This is a genomic window from Salipiger aestuarii (genome assembly GCF_003259905.1).
Classification (GTDB): Bacteria; Pseudomonadota; Alphaproteobacteria; order Rhodobacterales; family Rhodobacteraceae; genus Salipiger; species Salipiger aestuarii.
The window spans coordinates 69,172-87,038 of the sequence record NZ_QLMG01000010.1 but is presented as its reverse complement, the minus strand read 5'-3'; the positions used below and the strand labels follow the sequence as shown (position 1 = coordinate 87,038).

Sequence of the window (17,867 nt, the reverse complement as noted above, 5' to 3'; positions counted from 1 at the left end):
GGGTCAGCGGGCGGTTCCTTTGATGCAGGCCATGTCGTCGCTGATTCTGATGCCGTATTGCGAAATCGCCCCTGGCGCTTCGACCGCGACGCACAGATCGAACGTCGTGTCGCCAGTGCGCCGATACGCGACCGCGGCGGCAAGGGCGGTCAGCCGCGCCGGGGTCCGCGCGCAGTCCAGCGGGTTCAGCCTGTCGGGCAGAGCGTCTTGACCGGTACAGGCGGCGACATCCAGCGCAAGTTCGCGCAGGTCGGAAACCCGCGCCCGGTCGCGGTGTTCGGCCTGCCCCCGGCGTGGCCCGCCCACGCTGAAAAGCGACAGCCCCAGCGCGATCACCGCAAGCGCCAGCAGGGCCGGACCCGCGGGTCGGCGCGCGGTTTCCCGGGCGCTCTGGCGGAAATATGCGATCACGATCGCAGCCAGCGCGGCGATCAGCGCGGCGCGCGCGGCGAAACGCGCGGTCATCTGCCCGTCGAGAAACGCGTAGATCAGCACCAGCGCATCGACCAGCAGCGCGACCGAGGCGACCAGCAGCGCCAGCGACGACAGCCAGCGCCGCACGGCGCCATGCCGCCGCGCCGGAGCGCGCACAAGGGCGCGCCGGTCGCTGCGGTCCAGCCACCAGAACACCGGTGCGAAGACGATCAGCGCGGCCATCGACCAGCGCAGGGCGCGCGGGCCTCCGGCCGACGGGCCGATGTCGGGCAGCCAGATGTTGATCTGCCCGATGCCAAGGCTCAGCACATTGCCCGCGACCACGCCGAAGGCGATGAACAGCAGCGCGTAGAAAACCGCATCCTGCGCGGCGCGCGATCGCAACGGGCGGGGCACGGGGCCCGAGCGGGTGCAGTCGGTCCACCCCGCCAGCGCGGTATCCGCCTCGGGCGCGGTCCAGCCCGCGCGGGTCAGGGCGGCGCGGATATCGTCGCGGGATCGGCCCGCAGCCAGCGCGTCGCGGACGAAGGCGTTCAGCCGGTCTGTATCTGCCATGCCGGTCTTTCTTTGGGTGCTGCGTCTTTCCTAGAGCGGCATTCAACATTTGTCATCCAGCGCACGGCGGGCTACGCCTGCGCCGCCGCAACGTCACACGCGGGGGTGCCGGATGCGCCCCCCCTTGCCAGGAGCCTTGTTCATGTCCCGAACCGTCTATCTTAACGGTGAATATCTTCCCGAGACCGAAGCCAAGGTGTCGATCTTCGATCGCGCCTTTCTGATGGCGGATGGCGTTTACGAAGTCACCAGCGTGCTGGGGGGAAAGCTGATCGACTTTGCGGGCCACGCCAGACGGCTGGAACGCTCGTTGGCCGAGCTGGACATCAAAAAGCCCGCCGCCTTCGGCGATCTGCTGGAAATCCACCGCAAGCTGGTCGATCTGAACGACATCAGCGAGGGGCTGATCTATCTGCAGGTGACGCGCGGCGCGCCGGGCGATCGCGATTTTGCCTTTCCGGACCCCGAGACCACAGAACCGACGCTGGTGCTGTTTACCCAGAACAAGCCGGGGCTGTCCGACAATCCGGTCGCGAAAAAGGGCATCAAGGTCATTTCCATCGACGACATCCGCTGGGGCCGCCGCGACATCAAGACGGTGCAGCTGCTGTACCCGTCGATGGGCAAGATGATGGCGAGGAAGGCGGGCGCCGACGATGCCTGGATGGTCGAGGACGGGTTCGTCACCGAGGGCACGTCGAACAATGCCTATATCGTCAAGGACGGCAAGATCATCACCCGCAACCTTGGCACCGACATCCTGCACGGCATCACCCGCGCCGCGGTGTTGGCATGCGCCCGCGAGGCGCAGATGGCGGTTGAAGAGCGGCCTTTCAGCATCGACGAGGCCAGGGAGGCGGACGAGGCGTTCCTTACCTCGGCGTCGGCCTTTGTAATGCCGGTGGTCGAGATCGACGGTGCGTCCGTGGGCACCGGCACGCCCGGCCCGGTCGCGGGGCGCCTGCGCGAGATCTATCTGGCGGAAAGCCTCAAGGCCGCGCTCTGAGGCTTGCACCCGTTGTGGGGGCAGGATGCCTCCGGCGGGAGTTTATCTGGCAAGATGAAGAGGGGCGCCCGTTGCGGGCGTCCCTTTTTGTTCGCCTGATCAGCCCTTGTGGGCGTGGCGGGCGGCGGCGCGGCCCGCCGCAAGGCCGGTGGCAAGGCAGGCGGTCAGCAGGTAGCCGCCCGTCGGGGCCTCCCAATCGAGCATTTCGCCGGCGCAAAACGTGCCGGGGCGGGTTTTGAGCATCAATTGCGCGTCCAGCGCGGCAAAGGGCAGGCCGCCAGCGGTCGAGATTGCCTCATCCAGCGAGCGCAGGCCCGCAACGGGGATCGGCAGCGCCTTGAGCAGGCGCGCAAGGCTGTCGGGATCGCGGGGCAGGGGACGGGCGCATTCCATGGCAAGCGCGCGGGTGGCGGGATCGAGGTGCAGCACCTTGCGCAGCCGGTTGGCGAGGCTTTGCTTGCCGCGTGCGTTTGCAAGCCTTTGGGCAAGAATGCCGGTCGGGATGTCGGGGGCGAGGTCGGCGTGCAGCGCCGCGCCGTCGCGCAGGGCGGGGGTCAGTGGATATAGCCCGCCGCCCTCAAGCCCACGCGCGGAAATCACCGCTTCGCCGCGCGAGGCAAGCGCGCCCGCGCGCCAGCCCACGCCCTTTAGCGGTGCTCCGAAATGCGCGGTCATGTGGGGGGACCAGTCGACCAGCAGCCCGGCGTTGGCGGGCTGGAAGGGGGCGATCCGTGTGCCGGCTCTCGTCAGCGTTTTCGCCCAGGCACCATCCGAGCCAAGGCGCACCCAGCTTGCGCCGCCGAGCGCCAGAACGGTGGTTTTCGCAATGACAAGACGCGGCCCTTCGGGGGTGTCGAACCGTGCGGCAGCGTCTTCCCATCCGACCCAGCGCCAGCGGGTGCGGCGCTGCACGCCGCTTGCGTCCAGCCGTGCCAGCCAGGCGCGCAGCAGGGGCGAGGCCTTCATCGCGTTGGGAAAAACGCGCCCGGTGGAGCCGGTGAAACAGGGCTGGCCCAGTCCTTCGGCCCAGGCGCGGACCGCATCGGGGGGCAGGGCGGCCAGCATCGGGCGCAGGTGCAGTGCGGCGGTTCCGTAGTGGGCGACGAAGGCGTCGAACGGTTCGTCCCTGGTCAGGTTCAGCCCGGATTTTCCCGCCATCAGCAGCTTGCGCGCGACGCTGGGCTTGTGATCGGCGACCAGCACCGACAGTCCTGCCTGTGAAAGCGCCTCGGCGGCCATCAGCCCGGCGGGGCCTGCGCCGACCACCAGCGCGTCGGTCTGTATCATGCGAGCGGCCTTTTGATCGGGACGGGTTGATCGGGTTGGGGCGCCGCCCTGTCTAGCGGCGGGCGCGCCGGTTTCGCAAGCCTAGTCGCGCGGGGGGCGCGGGGTCCGCGTTGCCAGGTCTTCCACCCAGTCGATGTGACGCGGCAGGCAGCGGGTGTGCAGATCGTACCCGTCACGCACAAAGGCGCGCGCGGCGCGGCCCATGCGGGCGCGGGCATCGGCGTCGTCCAGCAGCGCGCAGGTTTTTCCCACGATTCCATCCGTGTCGAAGAAATCGACCATCACGCCGGTTTCGCCCTCGGTCAGGACCTCGCGCACGGGGGCGGTGCCGGACGCCACGATGGCGCATTCCGCGCTCATCGCTTCCAGCAGCGACCAGCTGAGCACGAACGGATAGGTCAGGTACACATGCACCCGGCTGACCTGCATCATCGACAGGAACCGATCGTAGGGCACGCGGCCCAGAAAATGCACGCGCGCCCAGTCCTCGGGGGGCATGCGGTCGGCGATTTCGTCGATAAAGATCTGCTTCCAGGTCGTGCCGTCGGGCGCCTTGGCGCCGTAGCTGACCTCATCCCCGCCGATCAGAACGACCTGCGCATCGGGGCGGCGTCTGAGCAGGTCGGGCAGGGCACGCATGAAGATGTGGTAGCCCCGGTAAGGTTCCAGATTGCGGTTGATGAAGGTGATGACCTCATCCTCGCGGGTCAGGACGCGGCCGTCGGTGACGGTCAGCGTGGCGTTGGGACCGGGCACCACGAGGTCGGTATCCACCCCGTCATGGGCGACGGTGATGCGGTCCTGCCAATGGTCGGGAAAGGTGCCCGCCTGAAACGCGGTGGGCGAGATCCCCGCGTCCATGATTTCCTCATGCAGGCGGTTGTTGAGGTTTTTCAGCCGCAGGCGGAGCGGGTCGGATTGGGTCTGGGGGCGCTGAAACTCGGGGTCGAAGGCGGTAAACACGGGCAGGCTTTGGTGGTACAGCTCGCAATACAGCCCCATGCGAGCTTGCGGCCAGACGTCTTTCAGAAACAGGCTTTCGCCCCAGCCGTGATGGGCAAGGATCACATCCGGAACAAAGCCGCGCTTGCGCAGCGCGATCGCGGCGTTGCAACACGACGTGGCGCGGATCAGCTTGGTTTCGAAATCCTGAAGCCAGGGGTGGATGTCCTTGGCCGACCTGCCGCGGATGTCATAGGGCAGGATGGTGACGCCCTGCCATCTGGTCGGTTTCTTGACCTTGAGCGTCAGCGCCACCACCTCGTGACCGCGTGCCGCCAGCGCCGGGGCGAGATGCTTGTACTGTCCGGGAAAGTTCTGGTGGATGCAGAGGATCTTCATGGTGGCCTGAGGTTGTCTGGGGCTGGCGATGTTGTCGCATGGCGCGCGGGAACGGCCAATGCGCGGCTTTGCGGATCGCGCGCAGGGTTGCGGAAATGTCGCCCCGCGCGCCCTGTTCGGCCCGGCAGAAGGGGAATTTTCGCGCGACGGCGGCGTTTTGCATCGACATTGCCGGCGCGACGCGTTTCCTTCGCATTCAAATGACGCAGGGGACCGCATGCAGCTGCTTTTCGACCGCGACGAATACCGGGCCCGCGTGGGCAGGGTGCAGGCGGCAATGCGCGCACGCGGCATCGACGTGCTGCTGGTGTCGAACCCGGCCAACCAGTTCTGGCTGACGGGCTATGACGGCTGCTCGTTCTATACGCCGCAGATGGTGGTGGTACATGTGGACGTGGCTGACCCGTTCTGGTTCGGGCGCAAGATGGATGCGGCGGGGGCGAAATTCACCGCCTGTCTTGGCCAAGAGAATATCATCCCCTATCCGGACAGATATGTCGGCAGCGACACGCTGCACCCGATGGATTATCTTGTGGATCTGCTGAAATCCAGGGGGTGGGACAAGGGGCGTATCGCCGCCGAACAGGACGATTACTACTATACCGCCAAATGGAACCGCATTCTGGTGGCGGGACTTGGGCAGGGCGAATTCGATGATGGATTCCTGCTGGTCAACCGTTGCCGGATGGTGAAATCGCCGCGTGAACTGCTGTATATGCGCCAGGCGGGGCAGATCGCGACGCTGGCGCAGGACGCGGCGCGCAAGCTGTGCCGCTCCGGCGTGCGGCAATGCGATGTGATGGCCGAGCTTTACCGTGTGACCACATCCGGCACGCCCGAGTTTGGCGGAACCTTTCCGTGCAAGCCGCCCAATGCGATGGTGGGGGAACGGGCCTCGGCGCCGCATCTCAGCTGGACGGATGCGCCGTTGGTCGAGGGCGAGATTTTTTATATCGAGATGGGCGGCGTCCGGCACCGGTATCATTCGCCTTTGTCGCGCTGCGTCCATGTGGGCGATCCGCCCGCCGCGCTGATCGAGACCACAAGGGTGATCCGAGAGGGGCTGGAGGCGGCACTGGACGTCGTGAAACCCGGCGCGCTGTGCCAGGACATGGCCGCCGCATGGGAGGCGGTGATCCGCCGCCACGGCATCGAAAAAGACAGCCGCATCGGCTATCCCGTGGGCATCGGCTTTCCGCCCACATGGGGCGAGCTGACCTGTTCGCTGCGCGCGGGCGACACCACGGTGATGGAGGAAAACATGACGTTCCACTGCATTCCCGCGCTTTGGCGCGACGACTACGGGTTGGTGGTCAGCGAAACATTCGCGGTGACGCCGGGGGGCGCCGAATGCTTTGCCGATTGTCCGCGCGACTTGCTGGTGGCGGGATGACTGGTTTCACCACGCGCCCCGAGATTCGGGGTACCTTTGGCGTCGTGACCTCGACCCACTGGATCGCAAGCGCCGTGGGCATGGCGGTGCTGGAACGGGGGGGCAACGCGTTCGACGCGGCCGTCGCGACGGGGTTCGTCTTGCAGGTGGTTGAGCCGCATCTGAACGGCCCCGCCGGCGATCTGCCCGTGATCTACAAAACGGCGTCTGAAGCGCCGCTTGTGTTATGTGCGCAGGGTGTCGCACCGGCGCTGGCCACGCCCGAGCGCATGACGGCCGAGGGCATCGACGGGCTGATCCCCGGATCAGGTCTGCTCGCGACGGTGGTGCCCGGCGCCTGGGATGGCTGGCTGTTGCTGCTGCGCGATCATGGCACGATGGAGCTGGCGGATGTGCTGGCCCCGGCCATCGGCTATGCGCGCGACGGTCATCCGATGCTGGCCGCCGTGCACCACGCCATCGGCGGGCTGAAGCGGTTTTTCGAGGCCGAATGGCCCAGCAGCGCCGCTGTCTGGACCCCTGGCGGTGCGTTGCCCGAGGCGGACCGGCTGTTTCGCAACCCCGATCTGGCCGCCACTTGGACGCGGCTTGCGGCCAGCCGCGGCGACACCCGCGAGGACCGCATTGATGCGGCGCGCGACGCTTGGCGCGGCGGGTTCGTTGCGGATGCGATCTGTGACTACCTGGCGGATGCGAAGGTGATGGACGCGACCGGCGAACGCCACAGCGCGTTGCTGAGCCGCAGTGATCTTGCCGCCTGGCAGGCCGGTATCGAGGCCCCCGTGACGGTCGACTACCACGGCTGGACGGTGCACAAGACCGGGCCCTGGGGGCAGGGGCCGGTGCTGCTTCAGGCGTTGCAGATCCTCAAGGCATTCGATCTGTCCGCGATGGACCCGTTCGGCGAGGAGTTCACCCACACGGTGATCGAGGCGATCAAGCTGGCCTGGGCCGACCGCGAGGCGTATTACGGCGACCCCGATTTCGCGGATATTCCGATGGATGTATTGCTGTCCGAGGACTATGGGCGCGCGCGCGCCGCCCTGGTCGGGCACGGCGCCAGCACCGAAACCCGCCCCGGTCGAATCGCGGGATTCGAAGATTGGGCCGATGCCGCCATCGCGCGCGCGTCGCGCCATGTGGATGTCGCCGAAGACCCCGCCACCGGCGAGCCAACCATGGCGCATCTGACCGACACCAGGGGCGATACGGTGCATCTGGACATCATCGACGGCTGGGGCAACGTGGTGTCCGCCACGCCTTCGGGGGGGTGGTTGCAGTCGAACCCGGTGGTGCCGGGCCTTGGCTTTGCGCTGAATTCGCGCGCGCAGATGTTCTGGCTGGACGCGGGGCTTGCCTCGACGCTGCGGCCAGGCGCGCGTCCGCGCACCACGCTGACCCCCAGCATCGCCACCCGCGGCGATGACGTGTTGTCGTTCGGCACCCCCGGTGGCGACCAGCAGGACCAGTGGCAGTTGATCTGGTTCCTGCGCTTTGTGCATCACGGGCTGGACCTGCAACAGGGCATCGACGCGCCTTTGTTTCATTCGCAGCATTTCCAAGGCTCGTTCTATCCCCGCATCGCCCATCCGGGCCGGGTGATGATCGAGGAAACCATTGGCGCAGCCATCATCCACGCGCTTCGGACGCGCGGCCATGACGTGGTGGTCGCCCCGGCCCACACCGTGGGCCGGCTGACCGTCGCGCGCAGGCACGCCGACGGCATGCTTCAGGCCGCGGCGACGCCCCGGCTGATGCAGGCTTATGCAATAGGACGATAGGACGCCGGGATGCCCGGAATCCCCCGCGTGCACGGTCGCCGTGCGGGGCGCAATTCCGTCACCGGCTACAATGGCACGGGCCGGGCCGTCGCCACCATCCGGATGAAAACAGATGACATCAACGATCAGACCATCGCCAGCCTTTCCCGCATAGACGAGAACCTGGCGGGCATGGGCCGCGACCGCACCGGCATCCTGAACGCGACCATCTACATCGCCGATATTGCGATGAGGGGCGAAATGGATGGCGCCTGGACCGCCTGGATCGGTGGCGACCCGGCGCACTGGCCGCAGCCCGCCTGGCTGCAGTCCGGGCTGGCGAGGCATCTGATTGAAATCACCGTGATCGCCGCCGTCTGACGCATCGCTTTGACGCGGTGCGCAATCGGTCTACGGTTGCGGGGCAGATCAACCCGCGACGGAGCCGCCCATGGCGTTCGATTTCATCCTGATGCTGACCGAAAACGACCGCACCATTCCCGACGCGCGGGCGCGGATCGACGAGGCGCTGGAAGGCGGGGTGCGCCACATCGGGTTCAAGGATGTCGGGCTGCCCTTGCCTGAATTGCGCGGGCTGGCCGACGCGATCCGCGTGGCGGGCGCGCGCAGCTATCTTGAGGTGGTCAGCCTGGACGAAGACAGCGAACTGGCCTCGGCCCGCGCCGCCGTGGGGCTGGATGTCGACTGCCTGCTCGGCGGCACCCGGCCAGAGGCGGTCAGCCGCGTCACCCGCGACCATCCGCTGCGGTATTACCCCTTTGCGGGGGCGATCACCGGCCATCCCAGCGTGTTGCAAGGCCCGCCCGCGGCGATAGCGGACTCTGCCCGCCGCCTGGCGGATCTGGAACATGTGCACGGGCTGGATCTGTTGGCGTATCGCTTTGCCGGGGATGTGCCCGCGCTGATGGCGCTGGTCTGCAAGGCCGCCCGCAAGCCCGTCATCATGGCGGGCAGCATCGACAGCGAAGACCGCATCCTCGCCACCGCCAAAGCGGGGGCCGCGGGGTTCACCGTGGGCACCGCCGCGCTGGCCGAAGCGTTTCCGGCCGAAATGCCGGGCTTTGCCGCGCAGGTCCGCGCCATTCTGGCGCTGACAGAGCAGGGCAGGGCGCAATCCACCGCGCCGCGCAACATCGCACTGGTGGCGCATGACACGCGCAAATCCCACCTGCGCGCCTGGGTCACGCGCCATGCGTCGGCACTGCAGGGGCATCGGCTGATCTGCACCGGGGGCACCGGGCGGATGATCTCGGACGCGGCGCCGGGGCTGAGCGTGCGCCGCCTGCAACGCGGCTCGCGCGGGGGGGACCAACAGTTGGGCGCGCTTATCGCAACCGGAGAGCTGGACGCGGTGATCTTTTTCGCCGACCCTACCGTGCCGCATGGCGGGGATGCCGATCTTCAGGCGTTGACCCGGCTTTCGGTGCTGCATGACACGCCGCTGGCGCTGGGCCCGTCGGCGGCGGACATGATCCGCGCCGCGCTGCTGTGATCGCAGTGATCGACCGGCGCGCGCGGCAATATTGTCCTATTTTCGCCTTAATCAACCCTTAAGGCTGTCGTGCGATAGGTGGGGGCCGATCGTGCTGCTGAAGGAGCGTTCCATGCTTCGCAAAACCGGGATTCTTGCCCTTTCGCTGGGGCTGCTGGCCGCACCCGCCATGGCCGAGGTGCATTATGTGCTGCTGATGGGGGATGGCTATTTCCCCGATTACGTCTATCCGGCGGTCGGCGACCAGGTGAAATTCGTCAATGAATCGGACATCACGATGGCCGCTACCGCCACCGATGGCAGCTGGACCACCGGCGTGATGTTGCCCGGCGCCGTCGTGATGCTGGATGTGACCGACGGCATGACCCAGACCTTTGTCGATTCGGAAAACACCGCCGGGCTGGCCGCGGGGACCATCGACTATTTCAATCCCGCCCCGCTCGATCTGGAAAACAACGCCTCCAGCAACTGAGGCAGCCGGCGCGGACGCCGCTGTCACGCGCGACGGCGCAGACGCCCCCGCGCGTGATCCTAGCGAATCATCGCCTTGATGGCGCGCGCATGGTCCGGGTGGGCGCCAAGCACGTCCGAGGCCAGCGCCCTGGCGTCGGTCATCAGATCGCCGGGTGATGTTATGCGGTCGATCAGGCCCCAGATCGCGGCCTCTTCCACGGGGATCTTTTGCCCGGCCATCAGGATCATCCGGGCCCGCGCGGGGCCGATCAGCGCCGAGAGCCGCACCGGATCTGACGGCTGCGGCAGAAAGCCAAGGCGCATCACCGGGTAAAAGATCTTGCCCCCCGGCACCGCGATGCGCAGATCGCAGGCCAGAACCATCCCCAACGCACCGCCCGCCGCCGTGCCGTTCAGCGCCGCAATGGTCAACCCGGGCAGCGCGGCAATGGCGCCCGACAGCCGTTCCCACACCCCCGATGTCGCAAGACCCGCCCGCGCCGCGCCCAGATCGGCGCCCGCCGAAAACACCCCGCCGGTGCCGGTCAGGATCAGCGCGCGTGCGTCCTGCGCGGCCTCGGCGACGTCGCACAGCTGTTCCAGCATGTCCGGGGTCAGGGAGTTGGCCTTGTCGGGGCGGTTGATCGTCGCGACCCACAGCCCGCCGTCCTTTTCGACCGAGATCACGCGATGCCCACCTTGCGCCGGATGTCGTCATCGCGCAGCGAGACCTCGTCGCCCAGAAATCCGTCCGCCTCTGGGCCGCACATCCAGACCAGTGCCTGCGCCACCCATTCGGGCGGGATGTGATCGGACCAGTCCAGTTGGCTGACCGCGTTCACACCGCTGGCCTTGATGGTCCGTTGCATTTCGGTCGCCACGGTGCCGGGTGACAGCGACATGGCGCGGATGCCGCGCGCGCCATATTCCGTGTGCGCCGCGCGGGTCAGCATCAGCGCCGCCGCCTTGCTGGTGCAATAGGCCGACCAGCCTTCCAGCGGATGATGCGCCGCGCCCGACCCGATGGTCAGCACGCTGCCGCCCCCCGCCGCCAGCATAACCGGCAGCGTCGCGCGCATGCCGTTGAACACGCCCTTGGCGTTTATGTCCAGCACCGCGCCCCAGGCGTCGGGGTCGGCCTCGGCCAGCGGCGCGATGGGGTCGATCACCCCGGCGTTGTTTACCAGAATATCCAGCGATCCGAACGCTTTCAGGCAGTTCTGCACCGCCTGATCCACCTCCCAGTACCGCGACACCTCGCAGGGGATGGCAACGGCGGCGGCGCCGATTTCGCCCGCGAGTTCGGCGATGGCATCCCCGCCCCGCGCCAGCAGCGCCACCCTGGCCCCGGATGCGGCAAAGGCGCGCGCCGCAGCCGCCCCGATGCCCCGGCTTGCCCCGGTGATCATCACGGTTTTCCCTGTCAGATCCATGCGATCCCCCCTAGCATTGCGATTCACGTTCTTGGTAAAGGCTGGCCCGTCGCCGGTCCAGCCTCTTGACCCGGTCCGATGCGGGACCGACGTTATGGCGGGACACGATCCGCGATGGAAAAGAGGTGATTATGCTGGTATCGAAACAGGGACTCGCGCTGGCGGCCTGCGCGCTGACGGTGGCCCATCCGGCGCTGGCGGACATCACGCCGGATCAGGTCTGGCACGATCTTGAGACCTATTTTCAAAGCTTCGGTTACGAGGTGCGCGCGACCGAAAGCCGTACGAGCGGCGCGCTGCGCCTGTCGGACGTGGCGCTGCGCATGGCCCTGCCCGAGGGTGAAGGCGAGATCCGCGCACAGATCGGCGAGATGCTGCTGGCACCGGCCGGCGATGCGGTCACGATTTCGCTGCCCGCGAGGTTTCCTCTGGTCATGACGCTGACCCCGACCGGCGAAGACGAGATCGAAACCGTCGACATGACCTACGAGGTCGCGCTGGGCGATCCCGAGATGACGGTTTCGGGCGCGCCAGACGACACCACCTGGGATTACAGCTTTGCGACCATGGGCCTGTCGCTGTCCGAACTGATCGTCGACGGCGACGTGCTGGGCCAGGACGCGGCGCGCTTTGCGGTGGCCGCCGGGCCGGTCGCGGGGCGCAGCCGTATGGAACTGGTGGACGGGCTGCGCGACATCGCGCAGACGGTCCGTTTCGGCGATGTGACCTTCGATCTGTCCGGGTCCGACCCCGGCGCCGATCCCGGCACCGGCGGCACCTTTGCGGGCGCCGTTGGCGGGCTGACCGCAGAAAACCGGACGCGCCTGCCGCAAGGGACCCCGTCCGACGACATGGCGGCGCTGCTGAATGCGGGCTTTGACGCGAGCGGCACGCTGGCCTGGACCGACAGCCAGATCGTCTTTGCCGTGACCGAAGCGCGCGACGAGGCGACGGGCCGCACCAGCAGCGGAGCGGGAACGATGGATTTTGCCATGTCGCCCGATGGCATGACCTATGATCTGGACGTGTCCGGGGTTGAAATCGAGGTGACGCCCCAGGGAATGCCCTTTCCGCTGGCCGCCGGGATGGACAGGATTGCGATGAACCTCGGTGCTCCGGTCAGCGCCGCGCAGGCGCCTCAGGACATCGCGCTGGGGCTGACGCTTGGCGGGGTGTCGTTGTCCGAGGCGATCTGGGGCATGATCGACCCGCAGGCAATGCTGCCGCGCGATCCGGCCACCATCGTGCTGGACATGACGGGCAAGGTGACGCCCTACACGGACCTGTTCGACCCCGAGGCGCTGGCCAAGCTGGAAACCGGCAATGTGCGCCCCGGCGAGATCAACGCGCTGACACTGAACAGCCTGACCGCAGAGGCGGCGGGCGCAAGGCTGACCGGCGAGGGGGCGTTCACCTTCGACAATACCGATCTGGACAGCTTTGACGGCCTGCCCGCGCCCGAGGGCGAGGTGAACCTGCGGCTGGTCGGGGCCAACGCGCTGATCGACAAGCTGATGGCGCTGGGCGCGGTGGATCAGGCGCAGGCGATGGGTGCCCGCATGATGCTGGGCATGTTCGCTGTCCCCGGCGATGCCGAAGACAGCCTGACGTCCACCATCAGGGTGAACAAGCGCGGCCAGATCCTGGCCAACGGTCAACGCATCAAGTGATCTTCGCGTCGGCCTGCCGCAATGCAGGAAGGCCGACGCCGGTCGATTCGAACCCGCCATCCACGGCCAGCATCTGCCCGGTGATATAAGACGCCTTTTCCGAGGCCAGGAACACGATCGCCTCGGCCAGTTCGCGTTCCGATCCGTATCGATCGAGCGGCACCGCGTCGTGATAGGCGGCAATGATCTCGGGGCTGTGCACGGCCATGGAAAGCTTGGTGCGCACCGGGCCGGGGGCCACGCAGTTGACACGCACGCCGAAGTCGCCGAGCTCGGCGGCATATTGCTTGGTCAGGTGGATCACGGCTGCCTTGGATGTGCCATAGGCCACGCGCAGGGTCGATGCGCGCAAACCGCTGATCGACGCGATGTTGACGATGCTGCCGCGCGTTTGTTTCAGCGCGGGCGCGACCGCCTGACTGCACAGGAACACGCCGTCAAGATTGGTCGCCATGACCCGGCGCCAGGCGGCAAATTCGCAATCCGCGATGGGGCCGAATTCCGCGACGCCGGCGTTGTTGACAAGCGCGTCGATTCGTCCTTCGGCCTGAAGCGTCTGCGCGATGATGGCATCCACCTGGTCGGGGATCGACACATCCAGCGGCAGAGCCAGCATGTCGGGCCGGTCGCCGGCAACCTGTGCCAGCCCCGCGCTGTCACGGTCGACAAGAACCACACGCCAGCCTTGTTCGGCAAACAGATCCGCAGTGGCCAGCCCGATGCCGCGGGCTGCCCCGGTGACGATAGCGCATTTCGACGTCATGTCCGTTTTCCTCCGAGAAAGACAGTTGCTCGGGTTGTTGCACGCAGCGCGCATAAGGAAAAGCGTCGCCTGACGGGGCACGGACCGAAGGGGCGCCGCCGTCCCCGTCCGTCGGGGTACACGAAGCCGGGGGTGGCCCCGCCGGATCCGGAGCGCATGGTCAGATCCGGATCAGGTCACGGGCGCATCAAATCGGGAAGGTCTCCGGTGATGCCGGCGGCTTCGCGAATGACGGTGCGGCGCAGACCGGGCAGGGCATTCACGGCGGCCATGCCGATGTCACGGCCCAGGCGCAGCAGAGGGTTGTCGTTGGAAAATAGCCGGTTGAACAGGTCTGTTGCCGCGGCAAGCGAGGCGGTATCGAACCGGCGCCATTGCTGGTAGCGCGCCAGAACGGCGGGCGAGGCGATGTCTTCGCCGCGTTTGCGCGCGTGGCCCAGCACATGCGCCAGCGCGGCCACGTCGCGCAGCCCCGCGTTCAGGCCCTGTCCGGCGATGGGGTGCATGCCGTGGGCCGCATCTCCGATCAGCGCAATACGGTCCGAGACGAAGCTGTTCGCCAGCGTCAGCGTCAGCGGGTAGACATGGCGTTGTCCGGCCAGTGCGATGTCGCCCAGAAAATCGCCAAAGCGCGGCCGCAGGACGGCGAGGTAATCGTCATCGCTCAGGGACTGGATGGCGGGCGCGCGGGCGTCGGATTCGCTCCAGACGATAGAACTGCGGTTGCCGGGCAGGGGCAGGATCGCCAGCGGGCCGGGCGGCAGAAAAAACTGGTGGGCGATGCCGCCGTGCGGGCGGTCATGCGCGATGGCGCAGACCAGCGCGGTTTGCCCGTAGTCCCAGCCGGTGCGCTGGATCCCGGCGCGCCGGGCGGTGCCGCTTTGCCGTCCGTCCGCCCCCACCAGCAGCCGCGCGCGCAGCACATCGCCAGTGTCCAGCGTGATGGACACGCCGCTGGCCGAAACGTCTTGCGCCCGCACCCGCACCCCGGCGCGATGCGTCACCAGCGGGGCGGCCTCCATCGCTCCCAGCAGGGCGCGGCGCAGATAGCGGTCTTCGATCATCTGGCCCATCGGACCTTCTTCGATCTCGGCGCCGTCGAAATGCAGCCCCATAAAGACCCTGGCCTCGCCGACGCGCCCGTCGGTGACCTTGATCTCGCGCATTGGCTGGGCGTGGGGGTGCAGGGTGTCCCACAGCCCCAGATTCGCAAGCATCCGCACCGAGGACAGCGCCAGGGCGTAGCCGCGCCCGTCAAAACCCCCGTCCTCGCGCGTCGCCAGCGGCAAGGCGTCGACCACAATGCTGGATAGCCCGGCCTTTGCGGCCGCAAGCGCAAGCGCGGGGCCGTTCAGCCCGCCGCCCGTGATAAGGATGTCGCAATCATGTTCCATGGCCGCAAATATGCGCCGCGTGGCGGGATTGTCCATGCGCACCTGTGCCGCTACCAATGTCGCGAACGATGAAAGGGCAGCAGCCATGACCGACTGGACGGAAATGAGCGCGGCGGCGCTGGGGCAGGGGATCGAACGAGGCGACATCGACCCGGTGGCGCTGGCGCAGCGGTTTCTGGACAGGATCGCCGTACATCCCATGGCGGACCGCATCTATGCCCGCCTGACCCCCGAACGCGCGCTGGCCGAAGCGCGGGCCGCCAGCGCGCGCGCGCTGGCCCGCCGGCGTCGCTCGCCCTTGGACGGGGTGCCGGTCAGCTGGAAGGATCTGTTCGACACCGCTGGCATCGGCACCGAAGCGGGATCGCGGCTTCTGGCGGGCCGCGTGCCCGATGCTGACGCGCCGGTGCTGCGCACCGCCACCGCGATGGGGCTGGTGTGTCTGGGCAAGACGCATATGTCGGAGCTGGCCTTTTCCGGGCTGGGATTGAATCCGATGACCGCTACCTCGCCTTGCGTCAACGATCCCGACGCGGTGGCGGGCGGGTCGTCTTCGGGGGCGGCGGCGTCGGTCGCGTTCGGGCTGGCGGCCGCCGCCATCGGGTCGGACACCGGCGGATCGGTGCGCATTCCGTCGTGCTGGAACGACATTGTGGGGCTGAAAACCACCGCGGGGCGCATCTCGCTGGACGGACTCGTGCCGCTGGCGGCGCGGTTCGACACCGTCGGCCCCCTGTGCCGCACGGTCGAGGATACCGCGCTGACATTCGCCGCGCTCGAAGGCCGCGCTCCCCCCGATCTGACCAACACGTCGCTAAGGGGGCGCCGGTTCGCCCGCCTCACCACCATCGTGCTGGACGATCTGCGCCCCGAACCCGCCCGCGCCCATGCCGGGGCGCTGGACAGGCTCGCCGCCGCCGGGGCCGAGATCGTCGATCTGGATGTCCCCGACATCGCCATCCCCATGGCCGACGCCGGCGTCCTGTTCACCACCGAAGCCTGGGCCACCTGGGGAGAGGCGATCGACATCGCCCCCGACGTCATGTTCGCCCCCATCCGCGAGCGGTTCGAGGCAGGCCGCGACATCGGCGGCGCCGACTATCTGCGCGCCGTCACCCGGATGCACAAGGCCCGCGCCGCCTATGCCAAGGCCACGGCGGGTTTTGACGCTGTACTCTGCCCGACCGCGCCGATTCTGCCGCCCAATGTCGCACGGTTGCTGAAGGGCGGGGATTACTACGTCACCGAAAACCTTCTCGCCCTGCGCAACACGCGCGTGGGCAACGTCATGGGGCTATGCGCACTGACCCTGCCCACCGGCACGCCGTCCTGCGGACTGTCGCTGATGTGCGCGCCGGGCGCCGAGGATCGCCTGCTGCGCCTTGGCAAGGCCGCCGAAGAGGCGCTGAGCCAGCCTCTTCATCTTGCCGGATAAACTCCGGGGGGAGCGCATCGCGCGGGGGGCAGCGCCCCCCGCACCATTGCGACAAAAGCCGCGCCTGCGGGCCGCGCGCTGCGGTTTTGGCGCGCTTTGCGTCTTTCCTGTCACAACATCGGGGCAACCCCTCACGGCGCTGGACGAAACGCCCCCCGATCCCGTATCCTGCCGGTCAAATGGGGCGGAAAACGACCCCTGAAATACAAGCAGTCCTGTCAGGCAGCCCGAGGCAGAGCCAAATGTTTCCAGAGCGGTTTTCGAACCTGCCGCCCTATGCGTTCCCGCGTCTGCGGGCGCTTCTCGATGCGCATGCGCCCGGGGGCAAGGTCACGCATATGTCGATCGGCGAGCCCAAACACGCTTTCCCGGCGTGGGTGGGCGATATTCTGGCGGCGCATGTGCATGAGTTTGCGAAATATCCGCCCAATGACGGCACGCCGGAACTGCGCGCGGCCATCGCTGGCTGGATCGCCCGGCGCTACGGTGTGTCGCTGGACCCGACGCAGGTCATGCCGCTGAACGGCACGCGCGAGGGGTTGTATAACGCCGGCATGGCGCTGTGCCCGGAAACCAGGAACGGCAAGCAGCCCGTGGTGCTGATGCCCAACCCGTTTTATCAGGTCTATGCTGTTTCGGCGGTTTCCGTCGCGGCGGAGCCGGTGTTCGTCAACGCGACGCGCGACACCGGCCACCTTCCGGATTACCAAAGCCTGCCCGCCGAGATTCTGGACCGCACGGCGCTGTGCTACATCTGCTCGCCCGCCAATCCGCAGGGCGCGGTGGCGGATGAATCCTACTGGCGGCGACTCATCGCGCTGGCCGAAAAGCACGATTTCCAGATCCTCGCCGATGAATGCTATTCCGACCTTTACCGCGACACGGCCCCCCCCGGCGCGTTGCAGGTCGCGACGGCGATGGGCGCGAACCCGGAGCGGGTGGTGATCTTTCACTCGCTCAGCAAGCGGTCGAACCTGCCGGGCCTGCGCTCGGGGTTCGTTGCGGGCGGCCCCGAGACCATGGCGCGCGTCCGTCAGTTGCGTGCCTATGCGGGCGCGCCGCTGCCGCTGCCGATCCAGCGCGTCAGCGAGAAAATCTGGGCCGACGAGGCGCATGTCACCGAAAACCGCGCGCTCTATCAGCGCAAGTTCGACATGGCCGACCGGATCTTTGGCAATGTGCCCGGATACGAACCACCGCAGGCGGGGTTCTTTTTGTGGCTGCCCGTCGGGGATGGCGAGGCCGCGACCCTGAAGCTGTGGCAGGACACTGGCGTGCGGGTTCTGCCCGGCGCTTATCTGTCGCGCGACACAGACCATGGAAACCCCGGAGAGGGTTATATCCGGGTGGCCCTCGTGGCCCCCGAACTTGAGACCGAAAGGGGACTCACGGCAATCCGTGACTGTCTCTATGGCCAATAAGAAAAAGA

The 17,867-nt window shown here is 67.5% G+C and carries 16 protein-coding genes; 9 read left to right on the top strand and 7 right to left on the bottom strand.

The window, feature by feature from the left end:
- Window positions 1–3: 3 nt before the first annotated feature.
- Window positions 4–990 carry a DUF5671 domain-containing protein gene (locus ATI53_RS07755; RefSeq protein WP_111550123.1) on the bottom strand — a complete coding sequence of 329 codons (987 nt, stop codon included), beginning with the start codon at window positions 988–990 and terminating at the stop codon, window positions 4–6.
- A gap of 142 nt (window positions 991–1,132) precedes the next feature.
- On the opposite strand from ATI53_RS07755, the gene ATI53_RS07750 reads away from it, so the two are divergent.
- Window positions 1,133–1,996 carry a D-amino-acid transaminase gene (locus tag ATI53_RS07750; protein ID WP_111550122.1) on the top strand — a complete coding sequence of 288 codons (864 nt, stop codon included), beginning with the start codon at window positions 1,133–1,135 and terminating at the stop codon, window positions 1,994–1,996.
- Window positions 1,997–2,095: 99 nt separating this feature from the next.
- Here ATI53_RS07750 and ATI53_RS07745 read toward each other — a convergent pair whose 3' ends face one another.
- Window positions 2,096–3,283 (bottom strand): TIGR03862 family flavoprotein, encoded by a 1,188-nt coding sequence (locus tag ATI53_RS07745; RefSeq protein WP_111550121.1) that lies wholly within the window; start codon window positions 3,281–3,283, stop codon window positions 2,096–2,098.
- Window positions 3,284–3,364: 81 nt separating this feature from the next.
- Window positions 3,365–4,624 (bottom strand): glycosyltransferase, encoded by a 1,260-nt coding sequence (locus tag ATI53_RS07740; RefSeq protein WP_111550120.1) that lies wholly within the window; start codon window positions 4,622–4,624, stop codon window positions 3,365–3,367.
- Window positions 4,625–4,841: 217 nt separating this feature from the next.
- On the opposite strand from ATI53_RS07740, the gene ATI53_RS07735 reads away from it, so the two are divergent.
- From ATI53_RS07735 to ATI53_RS07715, 5 genes are all read left to right on the top strand, one after another.
- Window positions 4,842–6,017 carry a M24 family metallopeptidase gene (locus ATI53_RS07735; RefSeq protein WP_240778559.1) on the top strand — a complete coding sequence of 392 codons (1,176 nt, stop codon included), beginning with the start codon at window positions 4,842–4,844 and terminating at the stop codon, window positions 6,015–6,017.
- The gene (locus ATI53_RS07730; RefSeq protein WP_111550118.1) at window positions 6,014–7,798 is read left to right on the top strand and encodes a gamma-glutamyltransferase family protein; all 1,785 of its coding nucleotides are present in this window, start codon (window positions 6,014–6,016) and stop codon (window positions 7,796–7,798) included. Before ATI53_RS07735 ends, ATI53_RS07730 begins: the two co-directional genes overlap by 4 nt.
- 9 nt (window positions 7,799–7,807) lie before the next feature.
- Window positions 7,808–8,158: a Rid family hydrolase gene (locus tag ATI53_RS07725; RefSeq protein WP_009502728.1), complete on the top strand. Its 351-nt coding sequence runs from the start codon at window positions 7,808–7,810 to the stop codon at window positions 8,156–8,158.
- A 70-nt stretch (window positions 8,159–8,228) separates the two neighbouring features.
- Entirely contained in the window at window positions 8,229–9,290 is a 1,062-nt protein-coding gene (locus tag ATI53_RS07720; RefSeq protein WP_111550117.1) for a methylglyoxal synthase, read from the top strand.
- A gap of 112 nt (window positions 9,291–9,402) precedes the next feature.
- Window positions 9,403–9,762 (top strand): hypothetical protein, encoded by a 360-nt coding sequence (locus ATI53_RS07715; RefSeq protein WP_009502726.1) that lies wholly within the window; start codon window positions 9,403–9,405, stop codon window positions 9,760–9,762.
- A gap of 59 nt (window positions 9,763–9,821) precedes the next feature.
- On the opposite strand, the gene ATI53_RS07710 is transcribed toward ATI53_RS07715, so the two are convergent.
- Window positions 9,822–10,430 (bottom strand): enoyl-CoA hydratase/isomerase family protein, encoded by a 609-nt coding sequence (locus ATI53_RS07710; RefSeq protein ID WP_009502725.1) that lies wholly within the window; start codon window positions 10,428–10,430, stop codon window positions 9,822–9,824.
- Window positions 10,427–11,176, bottom strand: coding sequence for an SDR family oxidoreductase (locus ATI53_RS07705; protein ID WP_009502724.1), 750 nt, complete (start codon window positions 11,174–11,176; stop codon window positions 10,427–10,429). Before ATI53_RS07705 ends, ATI53_RS07710 begins: the two co-directional genes overlap by 4 nt.
- A 131-nt stretch (window positions 11,177–11,307) precedes the next feature.
- On the opposite strand from ATI53_RS07705, the gene ATI53_RS07700 reads away from it, so the two are divergent.
- Window positions 11,308–12,846 (top strand): DUF2125 domain-containing protein, encoded by a 1,539-nt coding sequence (locus ATI53_RS07700; RefSeq protein WP_111550116.1) that lies wholly within the window; start codon window positions 11,308–11,310, stop codon window positions 12,844–12,846.
- Here ATI53_RS07700 and ATI53_RS07695 read toward each other — a convergent pair.
- Together ATI53_RS07695 and ATI53_RS07690 are read right to left on the bottom strand one after the other, a co-directional pair.
- On the bottom strand, window positions 12,839–13,609 hold the full coding sequence (locus tag ATI53_RS07695; protein WP_111550115.1) for an SDR family NAD(P)-dependent oxidoreductase: 771 nt from the start codon (window positions 13,607–13,609) through the stop codon (window positions 12,839–12,841). The genes ATI53_RS07700 and ATI53_RS07695 overlap by 8 nt on opposite strands.
- Before the next feature lie 176 nt (window positions 13,610–13,785).
- On the bottom strand, window positions 13,786–15,039 hold the full coding sequence (locus ATI53_RS07690; protein ID WP_223865906.1) for a UbiH/UbiF/VisC/COQ6 family ubiquinone biosynthesis hydroxylase: 1,254 nt from the start codon (window positions 15,037–15,039) through the stop codon (window positions 13,786–13,788).
- A gap of 49 nt (window positions 15,040–15,088) precedes the next feature.
- On the opposite strand from ATI53_RS07690, the gene ATI53_RS07685 reads away from it, so the two are divergent.
- Entirely contained in the window at window positions 15,089–16,438 is a 1,350-nt protein-coding gene (locus tag ATI53_RS07685) for an amidase (protein ID WP_111550114.1), read from the top strand.
- A 242-nt stretch (window positions 16,439–16,680) separates the two neighbouring features.
- Window positions 16,681–17,859, top strand: coding sequence for an aminotransferase class I/II-fold pyridoxal phosphate-dependent enzyme (locus tag ATI53_RS07680; protein ID WP_009502719.1), 1,179 nt, complete (start codon window positions 16,681–16,683; stop codon window positions 17,857–17,859).
- Window positions 17,860–17,867: the final 8 nt, after the last annotated feature.

Coding starts and splice junctions, on each gene's coding strand:
- ATI53_RS07755 (WP_111550123.1), bottom strand. CDS start 990: ATGGCAGATACAGACCGGCTGAACGCCTTCGTCCGCGACGCGCTGGCT.
- ATI53_RS07750 (WP_111550122.1), top strand. CDS start 1,133: ATGTCCCGAACCGTCTATCTTAACGGTGAATATCTTCCCGAGACCGAA.
- ATI53_RS07745 (WP_111550121.1), bottom strand. CDS start 3,283: ATGATACAGACCGACGCGCTGGTGGTCGGCGCAGGCCCCGCCGGGCTG.
- ATI53_RS07740 (WP_111550120.1), bottom strand. CDS start 4,624: ATGAAGATCCTCTGCATCCACCAGAACTTTCCCGGACAGTACAAGCAT.
- ATI53_RS07735 (WP_240778559.1), top strand. CDS start 4,842: ATGCAGCTGCTTTTCGACCGCGACGAATACCGGGCCCGCGTGGGCAGG.
- ATI53_RS07730 (WP_111550118.1), top strand. CDS start 6,014: ATGACTGGTTTCACCACGCGCCCCGAGATTCGGGGTACCTTTGGCGTC.
- ATI53_RS07725 (WP_009502728.1), top strand. CDS start 7,808: ATGCCCGGAATCCCCCGCGTGCACGGTCGCCGTGCGGGGCGCAATTCC.
- ATI53_RS07720 (WP_111550117.1), top strand. CDS start 8,229: ATGGCGTTCGATTTCATCCTGATGCTGACCGAAAACGACCGCACCATT.
- ATI53_RS07715 (WP_009502726.1), top strand. CDS start 9,403: ATGCTTCGCAAAACCGGGATTCTTGCCCTTTCGCTGGGGCTGCTGGCC.
- ATI53_RS07705 (WP_009502724.1), bottom strand. CDS start 11,176: ATGGATCTGACAGGGAAAACCGTGATGATCACCGGGGCAAGCCGGGGC.
- ATI53_RS07700 (WP_111550116.1), top strand. CDS start 11,308: ATGCTGGTATCGAAACAGGGACTCGCGCTGGCGGCCTGCGCGCTGACG.
- ATI53_RS07695 (WP_111550115.1), bottom strand. CDS start 13,609: ATGACGTCGAAATGCGCTATCGTCACCGGGGCAGCCCGCGGCATCGGG.
- ATI53_RS07690 (WP_223865906.1), bottom strand. CDS start 15,039: ATGGACAATCCCGCCACGCGGCGCATATTTGCGGCCATGGAACATGAT.
- ATI53_RS07685 (WP_111550114.1), top strand. CDS start 15,089: ATGACCGACTGGACGGAAATGAGCGCGGCGGCGCTGGGGCAGGGGATC.
- ATI53_RS07680 (WP_009502719.1), top strand. CDS start 16,681: ATGTTTCCAGAGCGGTTTTCGAACCTGCCGCCCTATGCGTTCCCGCGT.